This window comes from Streptomyces sp. NPDC042102, assembly GCF_055582305.1.
Window position 1 is genome coordinate 60,267 of record NZ_JBVJDL010000005.1, and the last position, 22,657, is coordinate 82,923.

Here is a 22,657-nt window from a genome sequence, read left to right on the forward strand (position 1 = left end):
AGCTCTCCTCGGTGCTTCACAGGTTCTGATACGGGTTCTCGGTACGGGTTGTACGGGTACTGCTCGTGGGTGACGGGGTGCTACTGGCTGCCGCAGGCCGAGACGGCGCTCGCGTCGAGCCAGGGCAGGTCGTGCCCCATCCGGTCGCGCTTGGTGCGCAGGTAGCGCAGGTTGTGCTCGCCCGCCTCGACGGGCATCGGCTCGCGCCCGGCGACCTCGATGCCGTGCCGGGTGAGGGCGTCGGCCTTGTCGGGGTTGTTGGTCATCAGCCGGACGCTGCGCACCCCGAGGTCGGCCAGCATCTGGGCGCCCGCCCCGTAGTCGCGGGCGTCGGCGGGCAGGCCGAGCTCCAGGTTGGCGTCGAGGGTGTCGCGGCCGCGCTCCTGGAGCTCGTACGCGCGCAGCTTGGACAGCAGTCCGATGCCGCGGCCCTCGTGGCCCCGCAGGTAGACGACCACGCCGCGGCCGGCCGCCTTGATCCGCTCCATGGAGGCGTGCAGCTGGGGGCCGCAGTCGCAGCGCAGGGAGTGGAAGATGTCGCCGGTCAGGCACTCGGAGTGCATGCGGACCAGGACGTCCTCGCCGTCACCGATCGGGCCGTGGACGAGCGCCACGTGCTCGACGCCGTCCACGGTGGAGCGGTAGCCGTACGCGGTGAACTCGCCGAAGGCCGTCGGCAGGCTGACCTCGGCCTCGCGGCGCACGGTCGGCTCGGCGGAGCGGCGGTAGGCGATCAGGTCCTCGATGGAGATGATCGTCAGCCCGTGCTTGCGGGCGAACGGGATCAGCTCGGGCAGGCGCAGCATGACGCCGTCCTCGCCGGCGATCTCCACGATGGCGCCGGCGGGGCGCAGGCCCGCGAGGCGGGCGAGGTCGACGGCGGCCTCGGTGTGGCCGCTCCGGGCCAGGACGCCGCCGGGCTTGGCGCGCAGCGGGAAGATGTGGCCGGGGCGCACGAACTCGCCGGGGCCGCTGACGCCGTCGGCGAGCAGGCGCAGGGTGGTGGCCCGGTCGGCGGCGGAGATGCCGGTGGTCACGCCGTGGGCGGCGCTCGCGTCGACGGAGACGGTGAAGGCGGTCTGCATCGACTCGGTGTTGCGCAGGACCATCTGCGGGAGTTCCAGGCGGTCCAGTTCCGGACCCTCCATGGGGGCGCAGATCAGGCCGCGGCACTCGCTCATCATGAAGGCGACGATCTCGGGGGTCGCCATCTCGGCGGCGATGACGAGGTCGCCCTCGTTCTCGCGGTCCTCGTCGTCGACGACGACCACGGGGCGGCCGGCCGCGATGTCGCGGATGGCCTGCTCGACGGGGTCGAGGCGGAAGCTCTCCTCGGTGTCGACGTCGACGTCACGTACTGCCTTGAGCGTCATGCCGTTGCTCCTTCCAGGGCGGGGGCGGAGTTGGTACGGGAGCGCAGCCACCAGTCGCGCATGCCCCACAGGACGAGCGCGCCGTAGATGACGTAGACGAATCCGGAGAAGGCGTAGCCGTTGGCGAAGTTCAGGGGGACGCCGACCAGGTCGACCAGCAGCCAGGCGAACCAGAACTCGACCATGCCGCGGGACTGGGCGTACATCGCGACGATCGTGCCGACGAAGATGTAGGCGTCCGGCCAGGGGTCCCAGGACAGCGCCGGGAAGGCGGTGAACAGGCCGCCGACGGCGAGGGTGCCCAGGGCCGCGGCGCCGACGAGGACACCGCGCTCGCGCCAGGTGGCGAAGCGGACGGCGATCGTGCCGTCCTGGGCCTGGCGGCGGCCGCGGCTCCACTGCGCCCAGCCCCAGACGGCGACCAGCATGACCACGACCTGCTTGCCGGCGCTGCCGGTGAGGTGCCCGGCGGCGAAGGCCACGAAGAGGATGACGCCGGAGGCGAACTGGGCGGGCCAGGTCCATATGGAGCGGCGCCAGCCGAGCGCGAGGGCGGCCAGGCCGATGATGTTGCCGACCATGTCGGACCACTTGATGTGCTGCCCGAAGGCGCTGAACGCCTCGGAGTTCAGCCAGTCGACCGCGCTCACCGGGAGGTCTCCTGCGCCTGCGCGTGCAGCGGGTCCACGCCGGCCGCGAGCAGCCGCTCGACGTACTTGGCGAGGACGTCCACCTCCAGGTTGACCGGGTCGCCGGGCTGCTTGCGGCCCAGGGTGGTCAGCGCGAGCGTGGTGGGGATGAGGCTGATGGTGAAGTGGTCGGCGGCGGCCTCGACCACGGTCAGGCTGACGCCGTCGACCGTGATGGAGCCCTTCTCGACGACGTACCGGGACAACGCCGCCGGCAGCGAGACCTTGACGATCTCCCAGTGCTCGGAGGGGGTACGGGAGAGGATCTCGCCGGTGCCGTCCACGTGTCCCTGGACCAGGTGGCCGCCGAGGCGGCCGCCGAGGGCCATGGGGCGCTCCAGGTTCACCCGCGAGCCCGCGGTCAGGGCGCCGAGGCTGGAGCGGTTCAGGGTCTCCTGCATCACGTCGGCGGTGAACTCGCCGTCCGCGGTGTCCACGACGGTCAGGCAGACGCCGTTGACGGCGATGGAGTCGCCGTGCTTGGCGCCCTCGGTGACGAGGGGGCCGCGCAGGCGGAAGCGGGAGGCCTCCTCGAGCTGCTCGACGGCGGTGACCTCGCCCAGTTCTTCGACGATTCCGGTGAACACTCAGTGCTCCTTGGGGGCGGTGGTGGGTACGGCGGTGATGCGCAGATCGGTGCCGACGCGGACGGCCTCGGTGATGTCGAGGCGTACCGCGTGGGCGATGGTGGTGATGCCGGCGCCGGCGAGGGCGGCCGGGCCCGCGCCGAGCAGGGCGGGCGCGAGGTAGCCGATGACACGGTCGACGGCGCCGCCTTCGAGGAAGGCGCCCGCGAGGGTGGGGCCGCCTTCCAGGAGGAGGGAGCGCACGCCGCGCGCGTGCAGGCGGTCGAGCAGGTCGTGGACGCCGATGCGGCCGTCGCGCAGCGGGAGCCGCAGCACGCCGGCGCCGGGCAGGTGCCGGGTGTCGGCGTCCTCGCCGACGACGAGCAGGGTGGGGGCCGCGTCGTCGAGGATGCGGGCGGTCGGCAGGATCTCGGCGCGGGTGTCGAGGGCGATCCGCAGGGGCTGGGTGACGCCGTCGACCCCGCGTACGGCCAGGTGCGGGTCGTCGGCGCGCAGGGTGCCGGCGCCGACCAGGACGGCGTCGGCCTCGGCGCGCAGCCGGTGGACGTCGGCGCGGGAGTCGGGTCCGGTGATCCAGCGGCTGCTGCCGTCCGCGGCGGCGCTGCGGCCGTCGAGGGTGGCGGCGTACTTCCAGGTCACGTGGGGCCGGCCCAGGCGTACGGAGGTGAGCCAGGCGGTGTTGCCCGCCTCGGCCTCGGCCTCCAGCAGGCCGCCCTCGGCCGCGACGCCGGCCGCGCGCAGGGTGGCGGCACCGCCGCTGGCCTGCGGGTTCGGGTCGGCGACGGCGTAGACGACGCGGGCGACGCCGGCCTGGAGGAGCGCCTGCGCGCAGGGGCCCGTGCGGCCGGTGTGGTTGCAGGGTTCGAGGGTGACGTACGCGGTGCCGCCGCGGGCGGCGTCGCCCGCCGCGCGCAGGGCGTTCACCTCGGCGTGCGGGCCGCCGGCCCGCTCGTGCCAGCCCTCGCCGACGACCGCGCCGGCGGCGTCGGTGATGACGCAGCCGACGACGGGGTTGGGGCTGGTGGACCCGAGGCCGCGGGCCGCGAGCGCGACGGCACGGCGCATGGCCCGCACGTCGTTCTCGTGCGGTGCGTGCGCGGCGTTCGCGTCGGCGTGGTGAGCCACCGGGTCCTCCTGCCTCATCGGGCACGGACTCCGGGGCCTGTCGGGATACGACAGAAGAAGCGGACAAGCGCACACGGGGACGCCGAGGCCGAAGGAACGGGTCGGCCCGTACGGAGAACGCACGGAACGAACCGCCGGCGGCGGCGTACCGGTGACTGCCCGCCGCGCACTGCCTCCCATCCGGACTTTAACCGTCGGTCCAGGAATTTCACCTGGTCAACCGGCCGCTGGCTGCGGACGGGTCGCGGACTATAACCGCCGGTTCGGAATTGCACCGACCCCGGAGTGCGCTGCTACTGGTACAGGGCCAGTGTGCCACGGCCGGTCAAGGCCCATGACGGGGAAGCGCTGTGGGCTGGCTCACAACCTGCCGGGATCCGAGCGGTACTCGACCGGATGGCCGAGAGGCGGGCGGGAAAACCGGAAGGGCGCCGACCGGATCGCGGAGATGCCTCATCCGCCCCGCGTTGGTCCAGACCTATTGACGGGGTGGTCTAGTCCTCTTAACGTCTGCTTCATCTTCCGAGGGAGACAGCCCGTCAGATGTGCGCACGTCGCGGGCCCTTGCGCCACCCCCTGCACGTTGTGTCCTGCCATCCTCCCCTCCCCAGGAGGCACAATGCTGTCCCCCACACGTACGAGAGCGATGCTCCTCGCATCCGGCGCCGCGATCGCCGGGCTGCTGGTCGGCGGGCTCTCCTCCGGCGTCTCGCACGCCGCCGACCAGGAGAGCTGTCGCCCCGACGGGCTCTACAAGACCGCGGGCGTGGACGTCCCGTACTGCTCGGTCTACGACACCGAGGGCCGCGAGAAGATGGGCGCCGACCACCAGCGCCGCGTCATCGGCTACTTCACCGGCTGGCGTACCGGCAAGGACGGGACCCCGGCCTACCTCGCGAACAACATTCCGTGGTCGAAGGTCACCCACCTCAACTACGCCTTCGCCCACGTCGGTTCCGACAACAAGATCTCGGTCGGCTCCGACGGCCCGCTGAACGCCGCCACCGGCATGACGTGGCCGGGCGTCGCGGGCGCCGAGATGGACCCGGCACTGCCTTACAAGGGCCACTTCAATCTGCTGAACAAATTCAAGAAGCAGTACCCGAACGTCAAGACCCTGGTCTCCGTCGGCGGCTGGGCCGAGACCGGCGGCTACTTCGCGGACGACGGCAGCCGGGTCGCCTCCGGCGGCTTCTACTCCATGGCCACGAACGCCGACGGCTCGGTCAACCAGGCCGGCATCGACACGTTCGCCGATTCCACCGTCGCGTTCATCAAGACGTACGGGTTCAACGGCGTCGACATCGACTACGAGTACCCGACCACGATGAAGGACGCGGGCAACCCGCTGGACTGGCAGCTCGCCAACGCCCGCCGGGCCGGCCTCGTCAAGGGCTACGCGGCCCTGATGAAGACGCTGCGCGAGAAGCTCGACCGGGCCGGCGCCGCCGATGGCAAGCACTACCTGCTCACCGTCGCCGCCCCCTCCTCCGGCTACCTGCTGCGGGGCATGGAGACCTTCCAGATGCAGCAGTACCTGGACTACGTCAACATCATGTCCTACGACCTGCACGGCGCCTGGAACGAGTACGTCGGCCCGAACGCCTCGCTCTTCGACGACGGCAAGGACGGCGAACTCGCCGCCGCCGGCGTCTACTCCACCTCCCAGTACGGCGGCGTCGGCTACCTCAACACCGACTGGGCCTACCACTACTTCCGCGGCTCCATGCCGGCCGGCCGCATCAACATCGGCCTGCCGTACTACACCCGCGGCTTCAAGAACGTGCAGGGCGGTACCGACGGCCTGTGGGGCAAGGCCCCGGCCACCAGCTGCCCGGCCGGCGCGGGCCTGACCAAGTGCGGCGACGGCGCGGTCGGCATCGACAACCTGTGGCACGACAAGGACACCAACGGCGTCGAGTCCCCCGCGGGCTCGAACCCGATGTGGCACGCCAAGAACCTGGAGAAGGGCGTCGTCGGCGACTACGTCACGCGCTACGGCTTCCCCGCGAACACCACGCTGACCGGCACCTACGCCCGCAAGTACGACTCCACCCTGGTGGCGCCGTGGCTGTGGAACGCGCAGAAGAAGGTCTTCCTGTCCACCGAGGACGAGCAGTCGGTGGCCGCCAAGGCCGACTACGTGGTGGACAAGGGCATCGGCGGCACCATGGTGTGGGAACTCGCGGGCGACTACTCCTACAACGCGGCCAAGGGCCAGTACGAGATGGGCGACACGCTCACCTCCCTGATGTACGACAAGTTCAAGGCCGCCACCCCCTACGGCGCGAAGAAGGCGGGCGCGACCGCCCTGCCGACCCAGGCCGTGGACATCAAGACGGAGTTCACCGAGTTCAAGCTGGGCGACTCCAACTACCCGCTCACCCCGAAGCTCAAGATCACCAACAACACGAACGCCACGCTGCCCGGCGGCACCGAGTTCCAGTTCGACTACGGCACCTCGGCCCCGAACAACGCCTCCGACCAGTCCGGCTTCGGCACGAAGGTGATCAGCAGCGGCCACACCGGCAACAACATCGGCGGCCTGAAGGGCGACTTCCAGCGGGTCTCCCTGAAGCTGCCGGCCTGGCAGACGCTGGCCCCGGGCGCCTCGGTCGACCTGGCCTTCAACTACTACCTGCCGGTGTCCACGCCCTCCAACTGGACCGTGACCATCTCCGGCACCACCTACGCCCTCGCCGGGGACCTGGCGCGCGGCACCACGCTGACCCAGCCGGGCGGCACCCAGCCCCCGACCACACCTCCGACCACGCCCCCGACGACGCCTCCCACCACCCCGCCCACCACGCCCCCGACCACGCCCCCGGGCGGGACCTGCACGGGCCCGGCGTACACGGCGGGCACGGTCTACAACGGCGGCACGGTCGTCTCGCACAAGGGCCGCTACTGGAAGGCGCAGTGGTGGACGCAGAACGAAGAGCCCGGCACCACCGGTGAATGGGGTGTCTGGAAGGACCAGGGAGCCTGCTGACGCGGTGATCAGGTGACCTGAGGCCCGCAGGGCCCGGCGGCCATGAGCCGCCGGGCCCTGCGGCACGCCCGGAGCGTGGCGTGGGCTGTCAGATTCCGCAGGGCTGTCCGGTCTCTACTGATGACAGGACTCCAGGCTCCGGACTTCGGGCCTCGGGCTTCAGGCTTCGGCGAAAGGACAGGACATCATGACAAGCATCCTCGTGACCGGCGGCACCGGCACCCTCGGCACCCTGGTCGTGGCACGGCTGCGGGAGGCGGGCCACGAGGTCCGCGTCCTGAGCCGGCACGCCCCGGACCACCCCGTCGACCTGATGGAGGGCACGGGCCTGGACGCGGCCATGGCGGGCGCGGACTGCGTGGTGCACTGCGCCACCTCGCCGCGCGGCGGCGCCGACGCGAAGGCGGCGGGCCACCTGATCGAGGCCGCCCGCCGCGCCGGCGTCGGCCACATCGTCTACATCTCGATCGTGGGAGTGGACGTGGTCCCGCTCCCCTATTACAAGACCAAGCTCGAGGTCGAGCGGATGCTGGAGGAGTCGGGGCTGGGGCTCACGATCCTGCGCACCACCCAGTTCCACGACCTGGTGGGCCGGGTCGCGGACGCCCTGGGCAGGCTTCCGGTCGTCCCCGTGCCCAAGGGCGTACGGTGCCAGCCGATCGCGGCCGATGAGGTGGCCGCCCGCCTGGCGGACCTCGCGGCGGGCGCCCCCGCGGGCCGCGTGGAGGACATGGGCGGCCCGGAGACCTTCACCCTGGCCGCGCTGACCCGCACCTACCTGGCGGCGAAGGGCAGCACGAAGCGAGTGGTGGAGATCCCCCTGGCGGGCAGGACCTACGCCGCCTTCCGGCGCGGCGGCCACCTGACCCCCCACCGCGCGGTGGGCAAGGGCACGTTCCGCGACTTCGCGGCGGAGCGGGGGCGGGTGTTGGGCTCCGGCGGGCGTTGAGACCCTTATCCCCTCCAACGCCCAACGCGCAGCGGACAAGGGTGGCGGCCACCACCCCACCGGCCACCACCCCACCGGCCACCACCCCACCGGCCACCACCCCACCGGCTACCACCCCACCGGCTACCCCCCGAACACCGCCTCCTGTGCCGCGTCCCGGCCCGCCAGGCGCGCGCCCTCCAGGACCGCGCCGTCGCCCAGGGTCGTGGCGCGGACCTCCGTCGGGACCGGGGTGAGCGTGCGCAGGCGGGCCGCCACGCGGGCCGCCAGGGGCGGGCCGCCCGCCAGGCCGAGGCCGCCGCCCAGGACGACGCATCCCGGGTCGAGGACCGCCGCCACCGCCGCCGCTCCCAGCGCGAGCCGTTCGGCCAGGGCGTCCAGGAACCCGGGTCCCGCCGCACCCGCCACCGCTTCCTCCACCGGGCCCGCGAAGCCGGACCCGGCGGCCAGTTCCGCCACCGCCTCGCGCCCCACCAGGGCGTGGAAGCCGCCCCCGCAGTCGGTCGCCGAGGGCAGGCCGCCGGTACCCGGCACCGGCAGGAAGCCGATCTCGCCCGCCCCGCCCGACGCCCCGCGGCGCAGCCGTCCGTCCAGGACCACGGCCGCTCCGACGCCCGCCCCCAGCCAGAGCAGCACGAACGAGTCCAGATCGCGCGCCGCCCCCACCCGCTGCTCCGCGACCGCCGCCAGGTTGGTCTCGTTCTCGACCAGGACCCGCGCGGGCAGCTCCCGCTGGAGCACCGCGACCAGTTCCCGGTGCCAGGCGGGCAGCCCGGACGTGTCGCGCAGCTCGCCCGTCGCCGGTGCGACCAGGCCGGGCGCGCCGACCACGACGGTGTGCAGTTCGGCCGCGCCCGCCGCGCGGGCCACCCGCAGGAGTTCGCCCACCGCCGCCCGGGGCGCGTCCACCGGGAGTTCCGCCTCGGCCACGACCCGCCCCAGCAGGTCGGTCACGACCGCCATCGCGCTGTCGGTCCGTACGTCGAGCGCCGCGAGATGGGCGCGGTGGGCGACGATCCCGTACACGCGGGCGTTCGGGCCGCGCCGCTGTTCGCCCGACTCCCCCACGACCTCGATGAGCCCGGCCGCCGCGAGGCGTTCGACGAGGTCGGCCACCGAGGGGCGCGACAGTCCGGTGAGGGCCTTGAGCTGGGTGGCCGTCAGGGGGCCCTCGTCCTGGAGGAGCCGCAGTGCCAGCCGGTCGTTGAGGGCCCGCGCCGTGCTCGGCGAGGCGGGGGACGGCGCGGTGGCGGCGGGCACGACAGGGGTCACGCGCTCATCCTAGGCATCGTGATCGGCCTCCGGGTCTTATCTATCAGGCAGGCTCCCTGATAGTTTAGCGCTCATGACAGCCGCCCTGCCTGCCCCAGCCCCCGATCCCACTCCCCAGCGCCTGCGCCGCGCCCGGTTCGCCATCGCCGCCGTGTTCTGCGCGCACGGCGCCGTCACCGGCAGTTTCGCCACCCGGATCCCCTGGATCCAGGAGCACGCCCAGCTCAGCGCCGGCACCCTCGGGCTCGCGCTCGCCTTTCCCGCCGTGGGCGCGGCCCTCGCGATGCCGCTGGCCGGCCGGATCAACCACCGCTTCGGCGCCCGCGCCGCGCTGCGCGGGCTGCTGGCGATGTGGACGCTGTCGCTGATCCTGCCGGGCCTCGCCCCGAACCTGCTCACCCTCTGCCTCGCACTGCTGGTCTACGGCGCCACCGCCGGCATGTCGGACGTCGCCATGAACGCGCTCGGCGTGGAGACCGAGAACCGGCTCGGCCGCTCGATCATGTCCTCGCTGCACGGCATGTGGAGCGTCGGCGCCCTGCTCGGCTCGGCCGCCGGTACGGTCGCCGCGCACGCCGGCGCCGACGCCCGGCTGCACCACCTGATCGCCGCGCTCGTGCTGACCGCGGCCGGGCTGGTCGCCGTACGCGGGGTGCTCGACCTGCGCCGCGCGGCCGGCGAGGAGGCGCCGCCGCACTTCGCGCTGCCGCCCCGCTCGGCCCTGCTCATCGGCGCGATCGGCTTCGCCGCGGTCTTCGCGGAGGGTGCGAGCCTGGACTGGTCGGCGGTCTACCTGCGGGACGTCCTGCACACGGACGCGGGCCTTGCGGCCGCCTCCACCACCGCGTTCGCACTGACCATGGCCGGGGCGCGGCTGGCCGGCGACCGGGTGGTGGACCGGTTCGGGGCGGTGCGCACGGTCCGGGCGGGCGGTGTCCTGGCGACGGCCGGCGGGCTGCTGGTGGTGCTGGTGCGGCAGCCCGCGGGCGTGCTCGCCGGCTTCGCGCTGATCGGGCTGGGCGTGGCGGTGGTGGTGCCGCTCGCGTTCGCGGCGGCCGCGCGCAGCGGGCCGTCCCCGGCGCAGGCCATCGCGGGCGTCGCGACGATCACGTACACCTCGGGGCTGATCGCGCCGTCGGCGATCGGCGCGGTGGCGGACGCGACCTCGCTGGTGGTGTCCTTCGGGCTGGTCACGCTGCTGGCGTTCGGCCTGGTGGTGGGCGCGGCGGTGCTGCGGCCCGGGCGGGTGACCGACACGAAGGACGAGGACGGCGCCGGGAGCGCCGGAACCGCCAACCGGGACGAACCCGCCGCAATCCAGCCGTAATATAACGCTGGCCGTTCCGCGGCCGGGATGATCGTCCCCCACTCACCCGCCGGCGAAACGGAGTAGAACATGGGCCTCGGCGTGCGCTGGACCCTGCACGGAGACGGGCGGACCCCCGCCCCCGGGGCGGTGGTGCGGCCGGACGAGCGGCTGTCGTGGCCGCGTACCGCCGGGCTCGGCGCCCAGCACGTGGTGGCGATGTTCGGCGCGAGTTTCGTCGCACCGGTCCTGATGGGCCTGGATCCGAACCTGGCCATCATGATGTCCGGCATCGCGACGATGATCTTCCTGCTCGCGACGCGCGGGCAGGTGCCGTCCTACCTGGGCTGTTCGCTCTCCTTCGTCGGCGTGGCCGCCGCGATCCGGGCGGCCGGCGGGGACAGCGCGCAGGTCACGGGCGCGGTGTTCGTGGTCGGCGCGGCGCTGTTCCTGGCGGGGCTCGCGGTGCAGCGGTTCGGCGCGCGGGTCATCCATGCCACGATGCCGCCGGTGGTCACCGGTGCGGTGGTGATGCTGATCGGCTTCAACCTGGCGCCGGTGACGGCGTCGACGTACTGGCCGCAGGACCAGTGGACGGCGCTGCTGACCATGCTGTTCACGGGTGCGGCGGTGGTGTGCCTGCGGGGTTTCTGGTCGCGGATCGCGATCTTCCTCGGTCTGGTCTTCGGCTACGGGCTGTCGTTCCTGCTCGACCGGGTCTTCGGCAAGATCCACTCCACGGTCGGCGGCGAGGCGGCGGTCGACCATTGGCGGCTGGACCTGTCGGCCGTCGGAAAGGCGGACTGGATCGGGCTGCCGTCCTTCCACGCGCCGGCCTTCGAGTGGTCGGCGATCCTGGTGGCGCTGCCCGTGGTGATCGCCCTGATCGCGGAGAACGCCGGGCACGTCAAGGCGGTCGGCGAGATGACCGGTGACCCGCTGGACGACAAGCTGGGTACGGCGATCGCGGCGGACGGCGCGGCCTCGATGCTGTCGACGGCGGTGGGCGGCCCGCCGAACACCACGTACTCCGAGAACATCGGCGTGATGGCGGCGACCCGGGTCTACTCGACCGCCGCGTACTGGGCGGCGGCCTGCTTCGCGCTGCTCTTCGGTCTGTGCCCGAAGTTCGGCGCGGTCGTCGCGGCGATCCCCGGCGGGGTGCTGGGCGGCATCACCGTGATCCTGTACGGCATGATCGGCCTGCTCGGCGCGCAGATCTGGATCAACGGGCACGTGGACCTGCGCAATCCGCTGAACCTGGTGCCGGCGGCGGCGGGCATCATCATCGGCGTCGGCGGCGTCAGCCTGAAGATCACCGACAGCTTCGAGCTGGGCGGGATCGCGCTCGGCACGATCGTGGTGATCACGGGCTACCACGCGCTGCGGCTCTTCGCCCCGGCACACCTCAAGGGGCAGGAGCCGCTGCTCGACGCGGGCACCTCGGCGTACGACGAGGAGGAGGCGGCGGCGCAGGCGGAGGACGGTGCGCGGGGCGACGCTCGGGGCGGCGCTCGGGGCGACGCTCCGGGCGGCCCGGCCGGCTCCCCCGAGGGCCCCGGCGACGGCGGCCGCGACACGCGTCCCTGAGCGGCTTTCGCCCGAACCGGCGAAGCACGCGGCCAAGTTCCCCGCGGTGGCGCCGCGGCCTGGGAACCTGCCCCCATGGAAGCGGTGCTCGCGCGGATGCGCGCGCTGGACGAACGGCTGCCCGCGCACGACGGGGTGGCGGTCTTCAACCGGGTGTACCTGGCGGTGACGCAGACGCTGCACGCCCGGATCGAGCACGGCGAGTTCCCCGTGCCGCGCCGGGCGGCGGTGCTGAGCGTACGGTTCGCCGAGCGGTACCTGGCGGCGGTGGAGGCGGCGGACGGGGGGCGGCGGACGCCGGCGTGCTGGCGTCCGCTGTTCCAGTACCGGCGCCACCCGGGCGTGCATCCGCTCCAGCACGCGCTGGCGGGGATCAACGCCCACATCGGCCATGACCTGGCGCTGGCGGTGGTGGCGGCCTGCCGCTCGCTCGACTGCGCGCCGGGCGCCCTGGAGGGCGACTTCGACCGGGTCGGCGACACCCTGGTCTCTCTGGAGGAGGCCATCCGCGAGGACCTCATGCCGGGCCCGGACCTGTTGCAGATCGCCGATCCGCTGACGCACCTGGTGGGCTCGTGGAGTCTGGAGCGGGCCCGCTCGGGCGCCTGGGCGGGCGCGCGTCTGCTGTGGACCCTGCGTGAACTGCCCGAACTGGCGGAGGAGTTCACGGATTCCCTGGACGCGGGTGTCGGCCTGGTCAGCCGCTGCCTGCTGACCCCGACGGGCTGACGCGGGGCGGCCGACTGCCCGGCGTACCGGCCCCGGGACGTGGAAACGGGCCGCCCGCCGCGATGTTCGCGCGGGGACGGCCCGTCGTCACGGGGGCTCCGGGGGAGGTCAGTCCTCCGGGAGCTCGACCGGGGCGATCTCGTCGTAGACGTCGCCCGGGCCCGGGTTAGTGGAGTCGGTGGAGCCACCGAGGTGGTGCATGACGCCCCAGACCGCGTTCAGGGCGGTCTGGACGGCGCCTTCGGCCCAGCCCGCGGTCCAGGAGATGTCGTCGCCCGCGAGGAAGATGCCGCGCTTGTCCTCGGGCAGCCGGTCCTGCATGAAGTGGGTGAACAGGCGGCGCTGGTAGCGGTAGTGGCCGGGGAGGTTGGCCTTGAACGCGCCCATGAAGTAGGGCTCGTTCTCCCAGGACACGGTGACCGGGTTGCCGATGATGTGGCTGCGGATGTCGACCTTGGGGTAGATCTCGCCCAGGGACTTCAGCATGACCTCCATCCGCTCGCTCGCGGACAGCGGCAGCCACTTCAGGCTGTCGTCGCACCAGGTGTACGACAGGCAGATCACGGCCGGCTTGTCCGGGCCGTTGTCCAGCAGGTACGTCCCGCGGGTCATACGGTCCGTCAGCGTCATCGACATGACGTCGCGGCCGGTCTGCTCGTCCTTGTCCAGCCAGAACGGCCGGTCCACGGGCACGAAGAGCTTGGACGACTCCATGTAGTGGGTGCGCTCGATCGCCGTCCAGTGGTCGATCGGGAACAGCGAGTCGTCGCACGCGATCTTGGACAGCAGCATCCAGGACTGGGCCGTGAAGATCGCGGCGCGGTAGGTGCGGATGTCGCCGGAGGCGTCGGTGACCGTGATGCGGTTGCCGGCAGTGCGGTGCAGGCGGGTCACGGCCGGGCGCGGGGCGCCCTCGTGCAGGGAGGACAGCGAGGTGCCCTGGGCCCAGTGCACGATCTTCTCGGGCTCGCGCTCCCACAGGCGCAGCGGCAGCTGCTGGGAGCCGCCGACGATGCCGCGGTGGTGGTCGTCGGCCTCGGTGTAGACGACGCGCAGGATCTCCAGGATGGAGTTCGGGAAGTCGGTGTCCCAGCCGCCGGTGCCGAAGCCGACCTGGCCGAATATCTCGCGCTTGCGGAAGGACTGGAAGGCCTCGGACTTGCACAGGAAGCCGTAGAAGGTCTCGTCGTCGAGCTTCTCGACGAGCTTCGCCCAGATCTCGCGGATGCGCGGGACGTCCCGCTCGCGCATCGCGGTGTTCATGTCCGAGAAGTCGGCGCCCTCGTCCAGGCAGGCGTTCCACGCGTCGGCGACGTCGCGGTAGATCTGCGGGAGGTCGGCGATGGTCTCGGCGTAGTGGGTCTCGCCCTTGAGGTCGACCACCGTCGAGGGGGTGGACTCGGCGAGCGGGTTCGGGAAGGGCTCCGTGACCAGGCCGACCAGGTCGATGTAGTGCTGGAGCGCCGTGGAGGACGGCGGGAAGCGCATCGCGCCCATCTCCGCGGTCAGCTCCTCGGTGCCCGCGCCCTCGAAGCCGACGGTGCGCAGCCGGCCACCGATCTGGTCGGCCTCGTAGACGACGGGCTTGAGGCCCATCTTCATCAGCTCGTACGCGGAGATGATGCCGGAGAGACCGCCACCGATGACGGCGACCTCGGTGCCGTGCTCGGTCGCCGGGACCTGGCCCAGGCCCGCGGGGTGGGCGAGGAAGTCGTCGTAGGCGTACGGGAAGTCCGGGCCGAACATGGTGATCGGCGGCTGGCCGTCGCTGTGCGGGACGGCGGTGGTGGGCACCGTGGACGTCATGGGGCGGACTCCTTGCACGTAATGCGGGGGAAGGCAGGGGAAAGCGGGCGGGGCCGGCGCGGTGCGGCGGGGGTGACGCGGTGCGCCGGGGTCAGATCAGGGAGGCGTACAGGCCGGGGCGCCGGTCGCGCAGGTAGGGGTTGTTCTCGCGGGAGGCCGCGAGCAGCTGCGGGTCCACCTCGCCGAGGACCAGCTCCTCGCCGCGGCCGGCGCGGGTCCGGGTGGTGCCGTCGGGGCTGGCGAGGCAGGAGAGGCCGACGAACTCGAACTCGCCCTCGGGGCCGGTGCGGTTGACGTACGCGATGTACATCTGGTTCTCGAAGGCCCGGACGGGAACGAGCTGCTCGGCGACGAACTGGAACGGGTGCATCTGGGCGGTGGGGACCAGGAGGAGGTCGGTGCCGGCCAGGGCGTGCGCGCGGACGTTCTCGGGGAACTCGACGTCGTAGCAGATCATGAGGCCGATGCGCAGGCCGTTCAGGTCCGCCTGGACGACGGGGGTGTCGCCGGGGGTGAAGGCGTCCTGCTCGAAGCAGCCGAAGAGGTGGGTCTTGCGGTAGTTCGCCAGCGCCGTGCCGTCGGGGCCGATGAGCTGGGCGGAGTTGTAGACGCTCTCGCCGTCGCGCTCGGGGTAGCCGTAGAGGACCGCGAGGCCGTGGCGGCGGGCGATGTCGCCGATGGCGCGGGCGGACATGCCGTCGGCCTGCTCGGCGAGGCGGGCGACGTCCTCGATCTCCAGCGCGTAGCCGGTGAGGAACATCTCCGAGGTCACGAGGAGGCCCGCCCCGCGCTGCGCGGCGCGCTCTGCGGCCTCGTCGAGCGCCTTCAGGTTCTCGGCGACATCGCCGAGCCGTCCGGAGCTCTGGAGGAGTGCGGTGCGCAGCGGGGGCATGGTTACCTCTGAGGCAGGTGGGGTGCGGTCCTTAGACGGTACGGTTCGCCGTCCGGCCGCAACAAGGCGCCGATGTTGCGCGGTACTGAACGATTCGTTGCGCGTTCTGGCGGCTCAACGGCGATTCGTTGCGTGCGGGGTGATCAGCCGGCCGTCCGGCGCAGCACCAGGGTGACGAAACCCCAGGTGGGGCGGTACGTCGTCAGCCAGTCGTTTCGGTGCGCGGTCGCCACGGCGAGGGCGTCGGCGCTGTCGGGGTCGCCGGGGTGGTCCAGGGCCCAGCCGGCGAGCGAGCCGGTCCAGGACCACTCGTAGTCGTCGAGCTCCTCGCGGGTGCTGACGTGACCGTACACCGGGGTCCAGCCGGCGCGGGTGACCAGGTCGAGGGTGGTGGGCAGGTCCGCGCCGGCGCCGAGCATCTCGACGGCGGCCGGGGAGGGCGGCCGTTCCCAGTAGCCGTCGCCGACGAGGACGGTGCCACCGGGGGCGAGGTGGCGGTGGGCGGCGTCGAGGGTCTCCAGGAGGCCGCCGAAGGCGTGCGTGGCGCCGACGCTGAGGACGAGGTCGTAGCGGTGGCCGGGATCGTGGTCGGCCGCGGGGGTGTGGTGCAGGGCGAGGCGGTCCTCGACGCCCCGCTCGCGGGCCGCGGTGCGGGCGGCGTCGAGGGCGGCGCCGGAGGTGTCGACGCCGTCGGCCCGGGCCCCGGGGTGCACGGCGAGGGCCCGCAGGAGCCACTCGGCGGCGCCGCAGCCGAGGTCGAGGACACGGGCGTCGCGGTCGGCGGGCGGGAGGGCGCGGCGCAGCAGCGCGTCGACGGCGGCGTCGCCGACCGGGGCTGCGATGGGGTGGTGGGTGTGGGCGAGGCGGGAGATCGTTTCACGGTTCACGGCCGGTGACGCTGCCATCCGCGCCGGCCACGCGCACCCGGTTTTTTTCCGGACGCCGCCCGACCGGAGGGACGCAGCGCGCCTCGGACCGGGGGGAGGCGCCGGGCCTCGGGCCCGGAGGGACGCACCGTGCCCCGGGCCGGGGACGCGGTGCGCCTCGACCCGGGAGGGGCGTGCCGTGCGTCAGGCCGGGGCGCCCGAGGTGAAGCGGCGCAGGAGCGGGGAGAGGACCAGGACCGACTTGGTGCGCTCGACGAAGGGTTCGCCGGCGATGCGTTCCAGCACCCTCTCGAAGTGGCGCATGTCGGAGGCGAAGACCTGGACGAGGGCGTCCGCGTCGCCGGTGACGGTCGACGCGGACACCACCTCGGGGTATCGCTCCAGTCCTCGCCGGATGTCGTCCGGCGAGGTGTTGTGCCGACAGTAGATCTCGATGAAGCCCTCGGTCTCCCAGCCCATGGCGGCCGGGTCCACCCGGACCGTGAAGCCGGTGATCGCGCCTTCGGCGCGCAGCCGGTCCACCCGGCGCTTGACCGCCGGGGCGGAGAGCCCGACCTCGGAGCCGATGTCCGCGTAGGAGCGGCGGGCGTCCTCGGCGAGGGCGTGCACGATGCGTTCGTCGAGATCGTTCAGTCGCACGGGGCGTGGATCACTTATCTGTCAGTTCCTCCGCCACCGCCAGCGCGGACAGACCCAGGCTGGAGCGGCGCATTCCGTAGAAGAAGTAGATCACGAGTCCGGCGACCATCCAGCCACCGAAGTACGCCCAGGTGATCCACGGCAGCTCCCACATGAGGTAGGCGCAGCAGACGAACCCGAGGATCGGGGTGACCGGGAAGAGGAAGACCTTGAAGGTGCGGTTCATGTCCGGGCGGGTGTAGCGCAGGATCACGACGGCCGCGTTGACCAGGGCGAACGCGAAGAGCGTGCCGATGCTGGTGGCGTTGGCGAGCTCGCCCAGCGGGATGAAGGCGGCGAGCACGGCGCAGAAGAGGCAGACGATGACCGTGTTGATCCGCGGGGTGCCGGTCTTCTCGTCCACCTTGGCGAACGCCTTGGGGACCAGGCCGTCGCGGGACATCGCGAACAGGATGCGGGTCTGGCCGTAGAGGACGGCGAAGACGACGCTGGCGATGGCGACGACGGCACCGGCGGCCAGGACGATGCTCCAGAAGGCGTGCCCGGTGACGTTCTCCATGATCTGGGCGAGGGCGGCCTCGGTGCCCTCGAAGTCCTGCCACGGCATGGCGCCGACGGCGACGAACGCGACCAGGCAGTACAGGGCGGTGACGATCAGCAGCGACAGCATGATCGCGCGGGGCAGGTCCCGCTTGGGGTTCTTGGCCTCCTCACCGGCGGTGGAGGCGGCGTCGAAGCCGATGTACGAGAAGAACAGCATCGAGGCGGCGGTGCCGATGGCGGTGATGCCGAGCGGGGCCAGCGGGGTGTAGTTGCCGGCCTTGATGCCCATGAAGCCGATGACGCAGAACAGGACCAGCGTCACGATCTTGACGCCGACCATGATCGAGTTGATCCGGGCGCTCTCCTTGGCACCGCGCAGCAGGAAGACCATGCAGAGCAGGACCACGACCAGGGCGGGCATGTTGATGTAGCCGCCCTCGCCCAGCGGGGCGGAGAAGGTCTCGGGGATGGTGATCCCGATGGTGCCGTCGAGCAGCTCGTTGAGGTACTGGCCCCAGCCGACGGCGACGGCGGCTACGGAGACGCCGTACTCCAGGACCAGGCACCAGCCGCAGATCCAGGCGACGAGCTCGCCCATGGTGGCGTAGGCGTAGGAGTACGAGGAGCCGGAGACCGGGATCGAGCCGGCCAGCTCGGCGTAGGACAGGGCCGAGAACAGGGCGGTCAGACCGGCCACGATGAAGGCGATCCAGACGGCCGGGCCGGCGACCGGGGTGGCCGAGCCGAGGACGACGAAGATGCCGGTGCCCAGCGTCGCGCCGATGCTGATCATGGTCAGCTGCCACATGGTGAGGGAGCGCTTGAGCGCACCGCCCTCGCCCTGGCCTGCCTCGTCGACGAGGCGCTCGACGGGCTTGCGGCGAAGCAGCGGGTGGGCAGGCCGCGAGGTGAGCGGTGGCGCCTGGCCGTGGTCCAGCACGAGGGGACTCCTTTGACACTGCGGATCGGGGGTAAGGCATCGACCGCAGCGGTTCCGAGCAGGAGCGGGCCTGTGCAGGCCTGTGCAGGGGAGACCGCCGAGCAGACGGTCTCGCCACTCCACGTACAGCGAGTGAGCCTAGGGGCTAGGGGTTCCCGCCCGTAATGCACCATCCTTGCATATTCGCGCACGATCGTTGCACGGATCTGTCCGTGATGGCCGTTTGTTGCGCGGGGTTGATCGATCGCTGCGCGGTCACCCTGCGCCACCGTTCTTGACACTTCGTCAGATCTGTCGCAGCGTGCCCCTGCCACGGACCCGGTGGAACCGGGCCGCGCGGGGTAGCGCGGTAGGGGTGGAACACGGTCGATCGGAGGCGACACGTGAGCGAGGGCGACGAACGCTGGCTGGATCCGGGACCGTTCCTGCGCGGGGTGGCCTGGCTGGACAAGGGCCGCGCGGTACGGGCCGACCCGGCCGACACCATGCGGCTGCCCTGGGACACCGGGGAGCGGGCCACCCTGCCGATCGGGGTGCGGCTGGAGTTCACCGCTCCCCCGCCGGCGTACGCGGTGGAGATCCGCTACCGGGCGACGGTGCCCGGTCCCACCGACGCGCTGCGCGACCTCGCGCACGCCTTCGCGCTGTGGGACCGGGCCGGGCTGGTCACGGAGGTGATCACCGAGCCGGCCGCGGAGGCCGTCGTCCGCATCGCGCTGCCGCCCGGCCGCGGCCCGTACACCGTCCATCCGCCCGAGACCCAGTCCCCGCTCATCCTCGGGGTGCGCGGGATGGGCGGCCCGGTCGCGCCCGCCCCGGCCGCCCCGCGCTGGGTGGTGCACGGCGACTCCATCACCGAGGGCTGGTGGTCGACCCGGCCCGCCCACGGCTGGCCCGCGGTCGCCGGCCGGGCGCTGGGCTGGGACACCGTCAACCTCGGCTACGCGGGGGCCGCGCGCGGCGAACTGGCCGTCGCCGAGCAGCTCGCGGGGCTGCCGGCCGATGTCCTCACGCTGGCGTTCGGCACCAACTGCTGGTCGCGGGTGCCGTATTCGGCGCCGCTGCTGTACGAGACCACCCGCGCGTTCGTCGAGCTGGTCCGCCAGGGGCATCCGCGCACCCCGCTGCTGCTGCTCTCCCCCGTGCTGCGCCCCGATGCCGAGCGCACCCCCAACAAGCTGGGGGCCACGCTCGGGGCGCTGCGCGACGCGATGGAGCGGGCGGTGACGGACCGGGTCGCGGCCGGGGACGGCCGGCTGGCGCTGCTGCCGGGCCGGGACCTGCTGGGACCGGAGCACCTCGCGGACGGGCTGCACCCCAACGACGCGGGGCACGAGATCCTGGGCCTGTCTGTGGCCACGGCGCTGCGGCGGGCCGGGTTCACCGGCGGGTGAGTGAACCACCCCACACCGGCGGCGTTGAACAGATCCCGTCCAACAGGGCGTGTCATCCGCACAGTTGCCCGCCCCCTGACGGCGCGGCGACACGGATCACACGTGGGAGATCAACATGAGCAAGATGCGCGGAACTTCCCTCGCGGCCGTCGCGATCGCCGTCGTCCTGACGGCGACGGCGTGCGGCACGAAGGACGGGGCGGGTGACGGTGCCAGGGCGGTCGGCGCCGGAGCCGCCGCTCCCGCGGAGGCTCCCGCGGCCGACGGGTACGGCTCCGGCGACGCCGGGGCCGCGAAGGCGGGCGGCGAGCTCAAGATCGCGCAGAACGAGACGCTGGGGCAGGTCCTGACCGACGGCGCCGGTTTCACGCTCTACCGCTTCGACAAGGACACGGCGAAGCCGCCGAAGTCCAACTGCGACGGCGACTGCGCCAAGGCCTGGCCGCCGGTCCCGGCGGGCGACGTGCAGGCGGCCGCGGGCATGGACGCCTCGCTGCTGGGCGAGGTGGTGCGCACCGACGGCAGCAAGCAGCTGACGGTGGCCGGCTGGCCGGCGTACCGCTTCGCGAAGGACACCGCGCCGGGCGAGACCAAGGGGCAGGGCGTCGGCGGGACCTGGTTCGCGCTCGCGCCCGACGGCAAGAAGGCGGAGAAGGCGGCGGCCGGTGGCGCCGGCGGCGAGGCGCCGGCCGGGCAGCCGGGGCTGTCGGTGCGCAAGGACCCGAAGCTGGGCGAGCACGTCGTGGACAAGAACGGCATGACGGTCTACCGGTTCAAGCCGGACACCGCGTGGCCGATGGTGTCCAAGTGCGTGGGCGACTGCCTGGTGAAGTGGCCGGTGGTGGAGCCGGTGGACAAGGCGAACACCAAGGGCATCACGCAGAAGAACTACCTGGTGCTGGACCGTCCGGACGGCAAGAAGCAGCAGACCATCGACTGCTGGCCGGTCTACACGTTCGCCAACGACAAGAAGCCGGGCGACATCAACGGGCAGGGCGTGGGCGGCACGTGGTACGCGGTGTCGCCCGAGGGCAAGCTGATCACCGCCCAGTAGCCGGTACGACGCCCCTCATGACCGCGCGGCCCCCTTCACCCCTCCCCCAGGGGGCCGCGCAATCCCGGCGGACGGCGGCGTTGGCCGTGCTGTGGGCGGCCCTCCGCCCGGCGTGAAAGCGACCCTGGGCGGGGTCCCGGCGGACGCCTAGACTCCGTCCCATGCTGCGCGTACTGGCCGTGGACGACGAGAAACCGCTCCTGGAGGAGCTCCTGTACCTGCTGCGCTCCGACCCCCGGGTGCGCAGCGCGGAGGGTGCCTCGGACGCCACGGAGGCGCTGCGGCGGGTGACGCGGGCGCTGGAGACCGGCCCGGAGGGGGCCGACGGGATCGACGTCGTCTTCCTCGACATCCACATGGCCGGACTGACCGGGCTGGACATCGCCCGGCTGCTGGCGGGCTTCGCACGGCCGCCGCTGATCGTGTTCGTCACCGCGCACGAGGGATTCGCGGTCCAGGCCTTCGACCTCAAGGCGGTGGACTACGTGCTGAAGCCGGTACGGCCGGAGCGGCTGGCGGAGGCGGTGCGCCGGGTCTGCGCGCAGCTGGGGCAGCCGGCGGCGGAGGATCCGGCGCGGACCGCGGGCCCGCTGCCGCCCGTGGCGCCGCCGTTGCGGCAGGCGGTGCCCCCGGTGGTGACGTACACGGACCGGACACCGGATCAGATCGCGGTCGAACTCGGCGGTGTGACCCGGTTCGTGGCGATCGCCGACATCGCGTACGTCGAGGCCCAGGGCGACTACGCCCGGCTGTACACGGACGAGGGCAGCCACCTGGTACGGATCCCGCTGTCGACGCTGGAGGAACGGTGGGCGGCGCGCGGTTTCGTACGGATCCACCGCCGGCACCTGGTGGCGCTGGGCCGGATCGACGAACTGCGGCTGGACGCCGGGACGACGAGCGTGCGGGTGGGGTCGGCGGAGCTTCAGGTCAGCCGGCGGCATGCGCGGGAGCTGCGTGACCTGCTGATGCGCCAGGCCACGGGCTGACCCCACACCGGCCGCCGCCCGCCGGGCGCGGCAAGCTACGGGCCCTCCCGGGCCGGGCGGGCGCGGCGAGCCACCCAGGCCCGGTACGGCCTCCCGGGCCCGAGGGGCCTGGCGGGCGTTCCGGGCCCGACGGGCGTGCCCGAGCCCGACGGGCCGGGCGAGCACGCCGGGTGTTCCAGGCCACCCTGGCCCGGCGGGCGTTCTGGGCCCGACGGGCATGCCCGTCCTGCCGGGCCACCCGAGCCCAGCGGGCCACCCGGACCCGACGGGCATGCCCGTCCTGCCGGGCCACCCGGGCGCTGCGGGCGTGCCCGAGCCCGACGGGCCTGGCGGGAGCTCCGGGCCTCCCGGGCCCGGCGGGCGTTCCGGGCCCGACGGGCCTGGCGGGCGTTCCGGGCCCAGCGGGCCTGGCGGGGCTGGCGGCGGCCGTGGGCCGCAGGACCGTCCGGCGGACCGTTCGTCGCTCCAACCCCGCCACCGGCCGCACCGGCCGTCGCGGACGTCTGTCGGCGAGGCGGGGCGGCCGTATCGTGGATCTTCCGGGCGGGAGGAGCGAGATGTCCGAAATCCAGGCGCTGCTCGACGCGCTGAGCGGACTGCCCCGGACCCGGCCGGCCGGCCCGGCCGAGGCCGAGGTCCTGCTGGCCCGGCTGCGGAGCGCCGCCGCGCGGTGGGCCGATGTGCTGGACGAGGTGGGCACGGCGTCGCGGAGGCATCTGCCGCCGAGGGCCGCGGCATCGCTGACGCTGGCGTTCCGGCGGGCCGAGGAGTCGTACGTGGAGCTGGAGATCGCGCTGCGCGACTGCACGGAACATCGCGACCCGGTGGTGTGACGCCGGCGTCCCGCTGCGCGGGGCCTCTTCCCCCACCCCGCCCCTTCCCGGAACCGGGGCCCCGCCCC

The 22,657-nt window shown here is 72.9% G+C and carries 19 protein-coding genes and 1 riboswitch; of the genes, 9 read left to right on the forward strand and 10 right to left on the reverse strand.

The annotated features are described in order from the left end of the window. Nucleotides 1-80: 80 nt before the first annotated feature. The 4 genes from ACZ6KO_RS22395 to ribD are packed head-to-tail and all read right to left on the reverse strand — an operon-like array spanning nt 81 to nt 3,714. Nucleotides 81-1,373: a bifunctional 3,4-dihydroxy-2-butanone-4-phosphate synthase/GTP cyclohydrolase II gene (locus ACZ6KO_RS22395; protein WP_469305776.1), complete on the reverse strand. Its 1,293-nt coding sequence runs from the start codon at nt 1,371-1,373 to the stop codon at nt 81-83. Further along, nucleotides 1,370-2,023 (reverse strand): nicotinamide mononucleotide transporter family protein, encoded by a 654-nt coding sequence (locus ACZ6KO_RS22400; RefSeq protein WP_469305777.1) that lies wholly within the window; start codon nt 2,021-2,023, stop codon nt 1,370-1,372. The genes ACZ6KO_RS22395 and ACZ6KO_RS22400 overlap by 4 nt, the downstream gene beginning before the upstream one ends. Next, nucleotides 2,020-2,649: a riboflavin synthase gene (locus ACZ6KO_RS22405; protein WP_469305778.1), complete on the reverse strand. Its 630-nt coding sequence runs from the start codon at nt 2,647-2,649 to the stop codon at nt 2,020-2,022. The genes ACZ6KO_RS22400 and ACZ6KO_RS22405 overlap by 4 nt, the downstream gene beginning before the upstream one ends. Continuing rightward, on the reverse strand, nt 2,650-3,714 hold the full coding sequence (gene ribD / locus ACZ6KO_RS22410; RefSeq protein WP_469306070.1) for a bifunctional diaminohydroxyphosphoribosylaminopyrimidine deaminase/5-amino-6-(5-phosphoribosylamino)uracil reductase RibD: 1,065 nt from the start codon (nt 3,712-3,714) through the stop codon (nt 2,650-2,652). A gap of 222 nt (nt 3,715-3,936) precedes the next feature. Continuing rightward, nucleotides 3,937-4,067: riboswitch (FMN riboswitch) on the reverse strand. Between the two features lie 326 nt (nt 4,068-4,393). Here ribD and ACZ6KO_RS22415 point away from each other — a divergent pair. Both ACZ6KO_RS22415 and ACZ6KO_RS22420 read left to right on the forward strand, forming a co-directional pair. After that, nucleotides 4,394-6,766, forward strand: a complete 2,373-nt coding sequence (locus ACZ6KO_RS22415; RefSeq protein ID WP_469305779.1) for a chitinase C-terminal domain-containing protein — start codon at nt 4,394-4,396, stop codon at nt 6,764-6,766. A gap of 187 nt (nt 6,767-6,953) precedes the next feature. After that, nucleotides 6,954-7,715: an SDR family oxidoreductase gene (locus tag ACZ6KO_RS22420; protein WP_469305780.1), complete on the forward strand. Its 762-nt coding sequence runs from the start codon at nt 6,954-6,956 to the stop codon at nt 7,713-7,715. Nucleotides 7,716-7,838: 123 nt separating this feature from the next. On the opposite strand, the gene ACZ6KO_RS22425 is transcribed toward ACZ6KO_RS22420, so the two are convergent. Continuing rightward, nucleotides 7,839-8,987 (reverse strand): ROK family transcriptional regulator, encoded by a 1,149-nt coding sequence (locus tag ACZ6KO_RS22425; protein WP_469305781.1) that lies wholly within the window; start codon nt 8,985-8,987, stop codon nt 7,839-7,841. A gap of 73 nt (nt 8,988-9,060) precedes the next feature. Here ACZ6KO_RS22425 and ACZ6KO_RS22430 point away from each other — a divergent pair, with 73 nt between their 5' ends. From ACZ6KO_RS22430 to ACZ6KO_RS22440, 3 genes are all read left to right on the forward strand, one after another. Continuing rightward, nucleotides 9,061-10,314 (forward strand): MFS transporter, encoded by a 1,254-nt coding sequence (locus ACZ6KO_RS22430; protein WP_469305782.1) that lies wholly within the window; start codon nt 9,061-9,063, stop codon nt 10,312-10,314. Nucleotides 10,315-10,383: 69 nt separating this feature from the next. Beyond that, nucleotides 10,384-11,883, forward strand: a complete 1,500-nt coding sequence (locus ACZ6KO_RS22435; RefSeq protein ID WP_469305783.1) for a uracil-xanthine permease family protein — start codon at nt 10,384-10,386, stop codon at nt 11,881-11,883. Between the two features lie 75 nt (nt 11,884-11,958). After that, nucleotides 11,959-12,612, forward strand: coding sequence for a DUF5995 family protein (locus ACZ6KO_RS22440; RefSeq protein WP_469305784.1), 654 nt, complete (start codon nt 11,959-11,961; stop codon nt 12,610-12,612). Between the two features lie 108 nt (nt 12,613-12,720). On the opposite strand, the gene ACZ6KO_RS22445 is transcribed toward ACZ6KO_RS22440, so the two are convergent. The 5 genes from ACZ6KO_RS22445 to ACZ6KO_RS22465 form a co-directional block, all read right to left on the reverse strand. Continuing rightward, on the reverse strand, nt 12,721-14,418 hold the full coding sequence (locus ACZ6KO_RS22445; protein WP_469305785.1) for a flavin monoamine oxidase family protein: 1,698 nt from the start codon (nt 14,416-14,418) through the stop codon (nt 12,721-12,723). Nucleotides 14,419-14,509: 91 nt separating this feature from the next. After that, the gene (locus ACZ6KO_RS22450; protein ID WP_469305786.1) at nt 14,510-15,310 is read right to left on the reverse strand and encodes a carbon-nitrogen hydrolase family protein; all 801 of its coding nucleotides are present in this window, start codon (nt 15,308-15,310) and stop codon (nt 14,510-14,512) included. Between the two features lie 143 nt (nt 15,311-15,453). Continuing rightward, nucleotides 15,454-16,197, reverse strand: a complete 744-nt coding sequence (locus tag ACZ6KO_RS22455; protein WP_469305787.1) for an SAM-dependent methyltransferase — start codon at nt 16,195-16,197, stop codon at nt 15,454-15,456. A gap of 183 nt (nt 16,198-16,380) precedes the next feature. Then, nucleotides 16,381-16,836: an Lrp/AsnC family transcriptional regulator gene (locus ACZ6KO_RS22460; protein WP_007262967.1), complete on the reverse strand. Its 456-nt coding sequence runs from the start codon at nt 16,834-16,836 to the stop codon at nt 16,381-16,383. Between the two features lie 10 nt (nt 16,837-16,846). After that, nucleotides 16,847-18,319: an amino acid permease gene (locus tag ACZ6KO_RS22465; RefSeq protein ID WP_469305788.1), complete on the reverse strand. Its 1,473-nt coding sequence runs from the start codon at nt 18,317-18,319 to the stop codon at nt 16,847-16,849. Nucleotides 18,320-18,702: 383 nt separating this feature from the next. On the opposite strand from ACZ6KO_RS22465, the gene ACZ6KO_RS22470 reads away from it, so the two are divergent. From ACZ6KO_RS22470 to ACZ6KO_RS22485, 4 genes are all read left to right on the forward strand, one after another. Next, complete coding sequence (locus ACZ6KO_RS22470; RefSeq protein ID WP_469305789.1) at nt 18,703-19,713, forward strand: GDSL-type esterase/lipase family protein; 1,011 nt, start codon at nt 18,703-18,705, stop codon at nt 19,711-19,713. Between the two features lie 115 nt (nt 19,714-19,828). Further along, entirely contained in the window at nt 19,829-20,767 is a 939-nt protein-coding gene (locus ACZ6KO_RS22475; protein WP_469305790.1) for an SCO0930 family lipoprotein, read from the forward strand. A gap of 161 nt (nt 20,768-20,928) precedes the next feature. After that, nucleotides 20,929-21,756, forward strand: a complete 828-nt coding sequence (locus ACZ6KO_RS22480; RefSeq protein WP_469305791.1) for a LytR/AlgR family response regulator transcription factor — start codon at nt 20,929-20,931, stop codon at nt 21,754-21,756. Nucleotides 21,757-22,313: 557 nt separating this feature from the next. After that, on the forward strand, nt 22,314-22,589 hold the full coding sequence (locus ACZ6KO_RS22485) for a hypothetical protein (protein ID WP_469305792.1): 276 nt from the start codon (nt 22,314-22,316) through the stop codon (nt 22,587-22,589). The last annotated feature ends 68 nt before the right edge of the window (nt 22,590-22,657 follow it).

Bases quoted from the DNA above. Each gene is read 5' to 3' on its own strand.
- ACZ6KO_RS22395 (WP_469305776.1), bottom strand. From the start codon at position 1,373: ATGACGCTCAAGGCAGTACGTGACGTCGACGTCGACACCGAGGAGAGC.
- ribD (WP_469306070.1), bottom strand. From the start codon at position 3,714: ATGCGCCGTGCCGTCGCGCTCGCGGCCCGCGGCCTCGGGTCCACCAGC.
- ACZ6KO_RS22415 (WP_469305779.1), top strand. From the start codon at position 4,394: ATGCTGTCCCCCACACGTACGAGAGCGATGCTCCTCGCATCCGGCGCC.
- ACZ6KO_RS22420 (WP_469305780.1), top strand. From the start codon at position 6,954: ATGACAAGCATCCTCGTGACCGGCGGCACCGGCACCCTCGGCACCCTG.
- ACZ6KO_RS22430 (WP_469305782.1), top strand. From the start codon at position 9,061: ATGACAGCCGCCCTGCCTGCCCCAGCCCCCGATCCCACTCCCCAGCGC.
- ACZ6KO_RS22435 (WP_469305783.1), top strand. From the start codon at position 10,384: ATGGGCCTCGGCGTGCGCTGGACCCTGCACGGAGACGGGCGGACCCCC.
- ACZ6KO_RS22440 (WP_469305784.1), top strand. From the start codon at position 11,959: ATGGAAGCGGTGCTCGCGCGGATGCGCGCGCTGGACGAACGGCTGCCC.
- ACZ6KO_RS22445 (WP_469305785.1), bottom strand. From the start codon at position 14,418: ATGACGTCCACGGTGCCCACCACCGCCGTCCCGCACAGCGACGGCCAG.
- ACZ6KO_RS22450 (WP_469305786.1), bottom strand. From the start codon at position 15,310: ATGCCCCCGCTGCGCACCGCACTCCTCCAGAGCTCCGGACGGCTCGGC.
- ACZ6KO_RS22475 (WP_469305790.1), top strand. From the start codon at position 19,829: ATGAGCAAGATGCGCGGAACTTCCCTCGCGGCCGTCGCGATCGCCGTC.
- ACZ6KO_RS22480 (WP_469305791.1), top strand. From the start codon at position 20,929: ATGCTGCGCGTACTGGCCGTGGACGACGAGAAACCGCTCCTGGAGGAG.
- ACZ6KO_RS22485 (WP_469305792.1), top strand. From the start codon at position 22,314: ATGTCCGAAATCCAGGCGCTGCTCGACGCGCTGAGCGGACTGCCCCGG.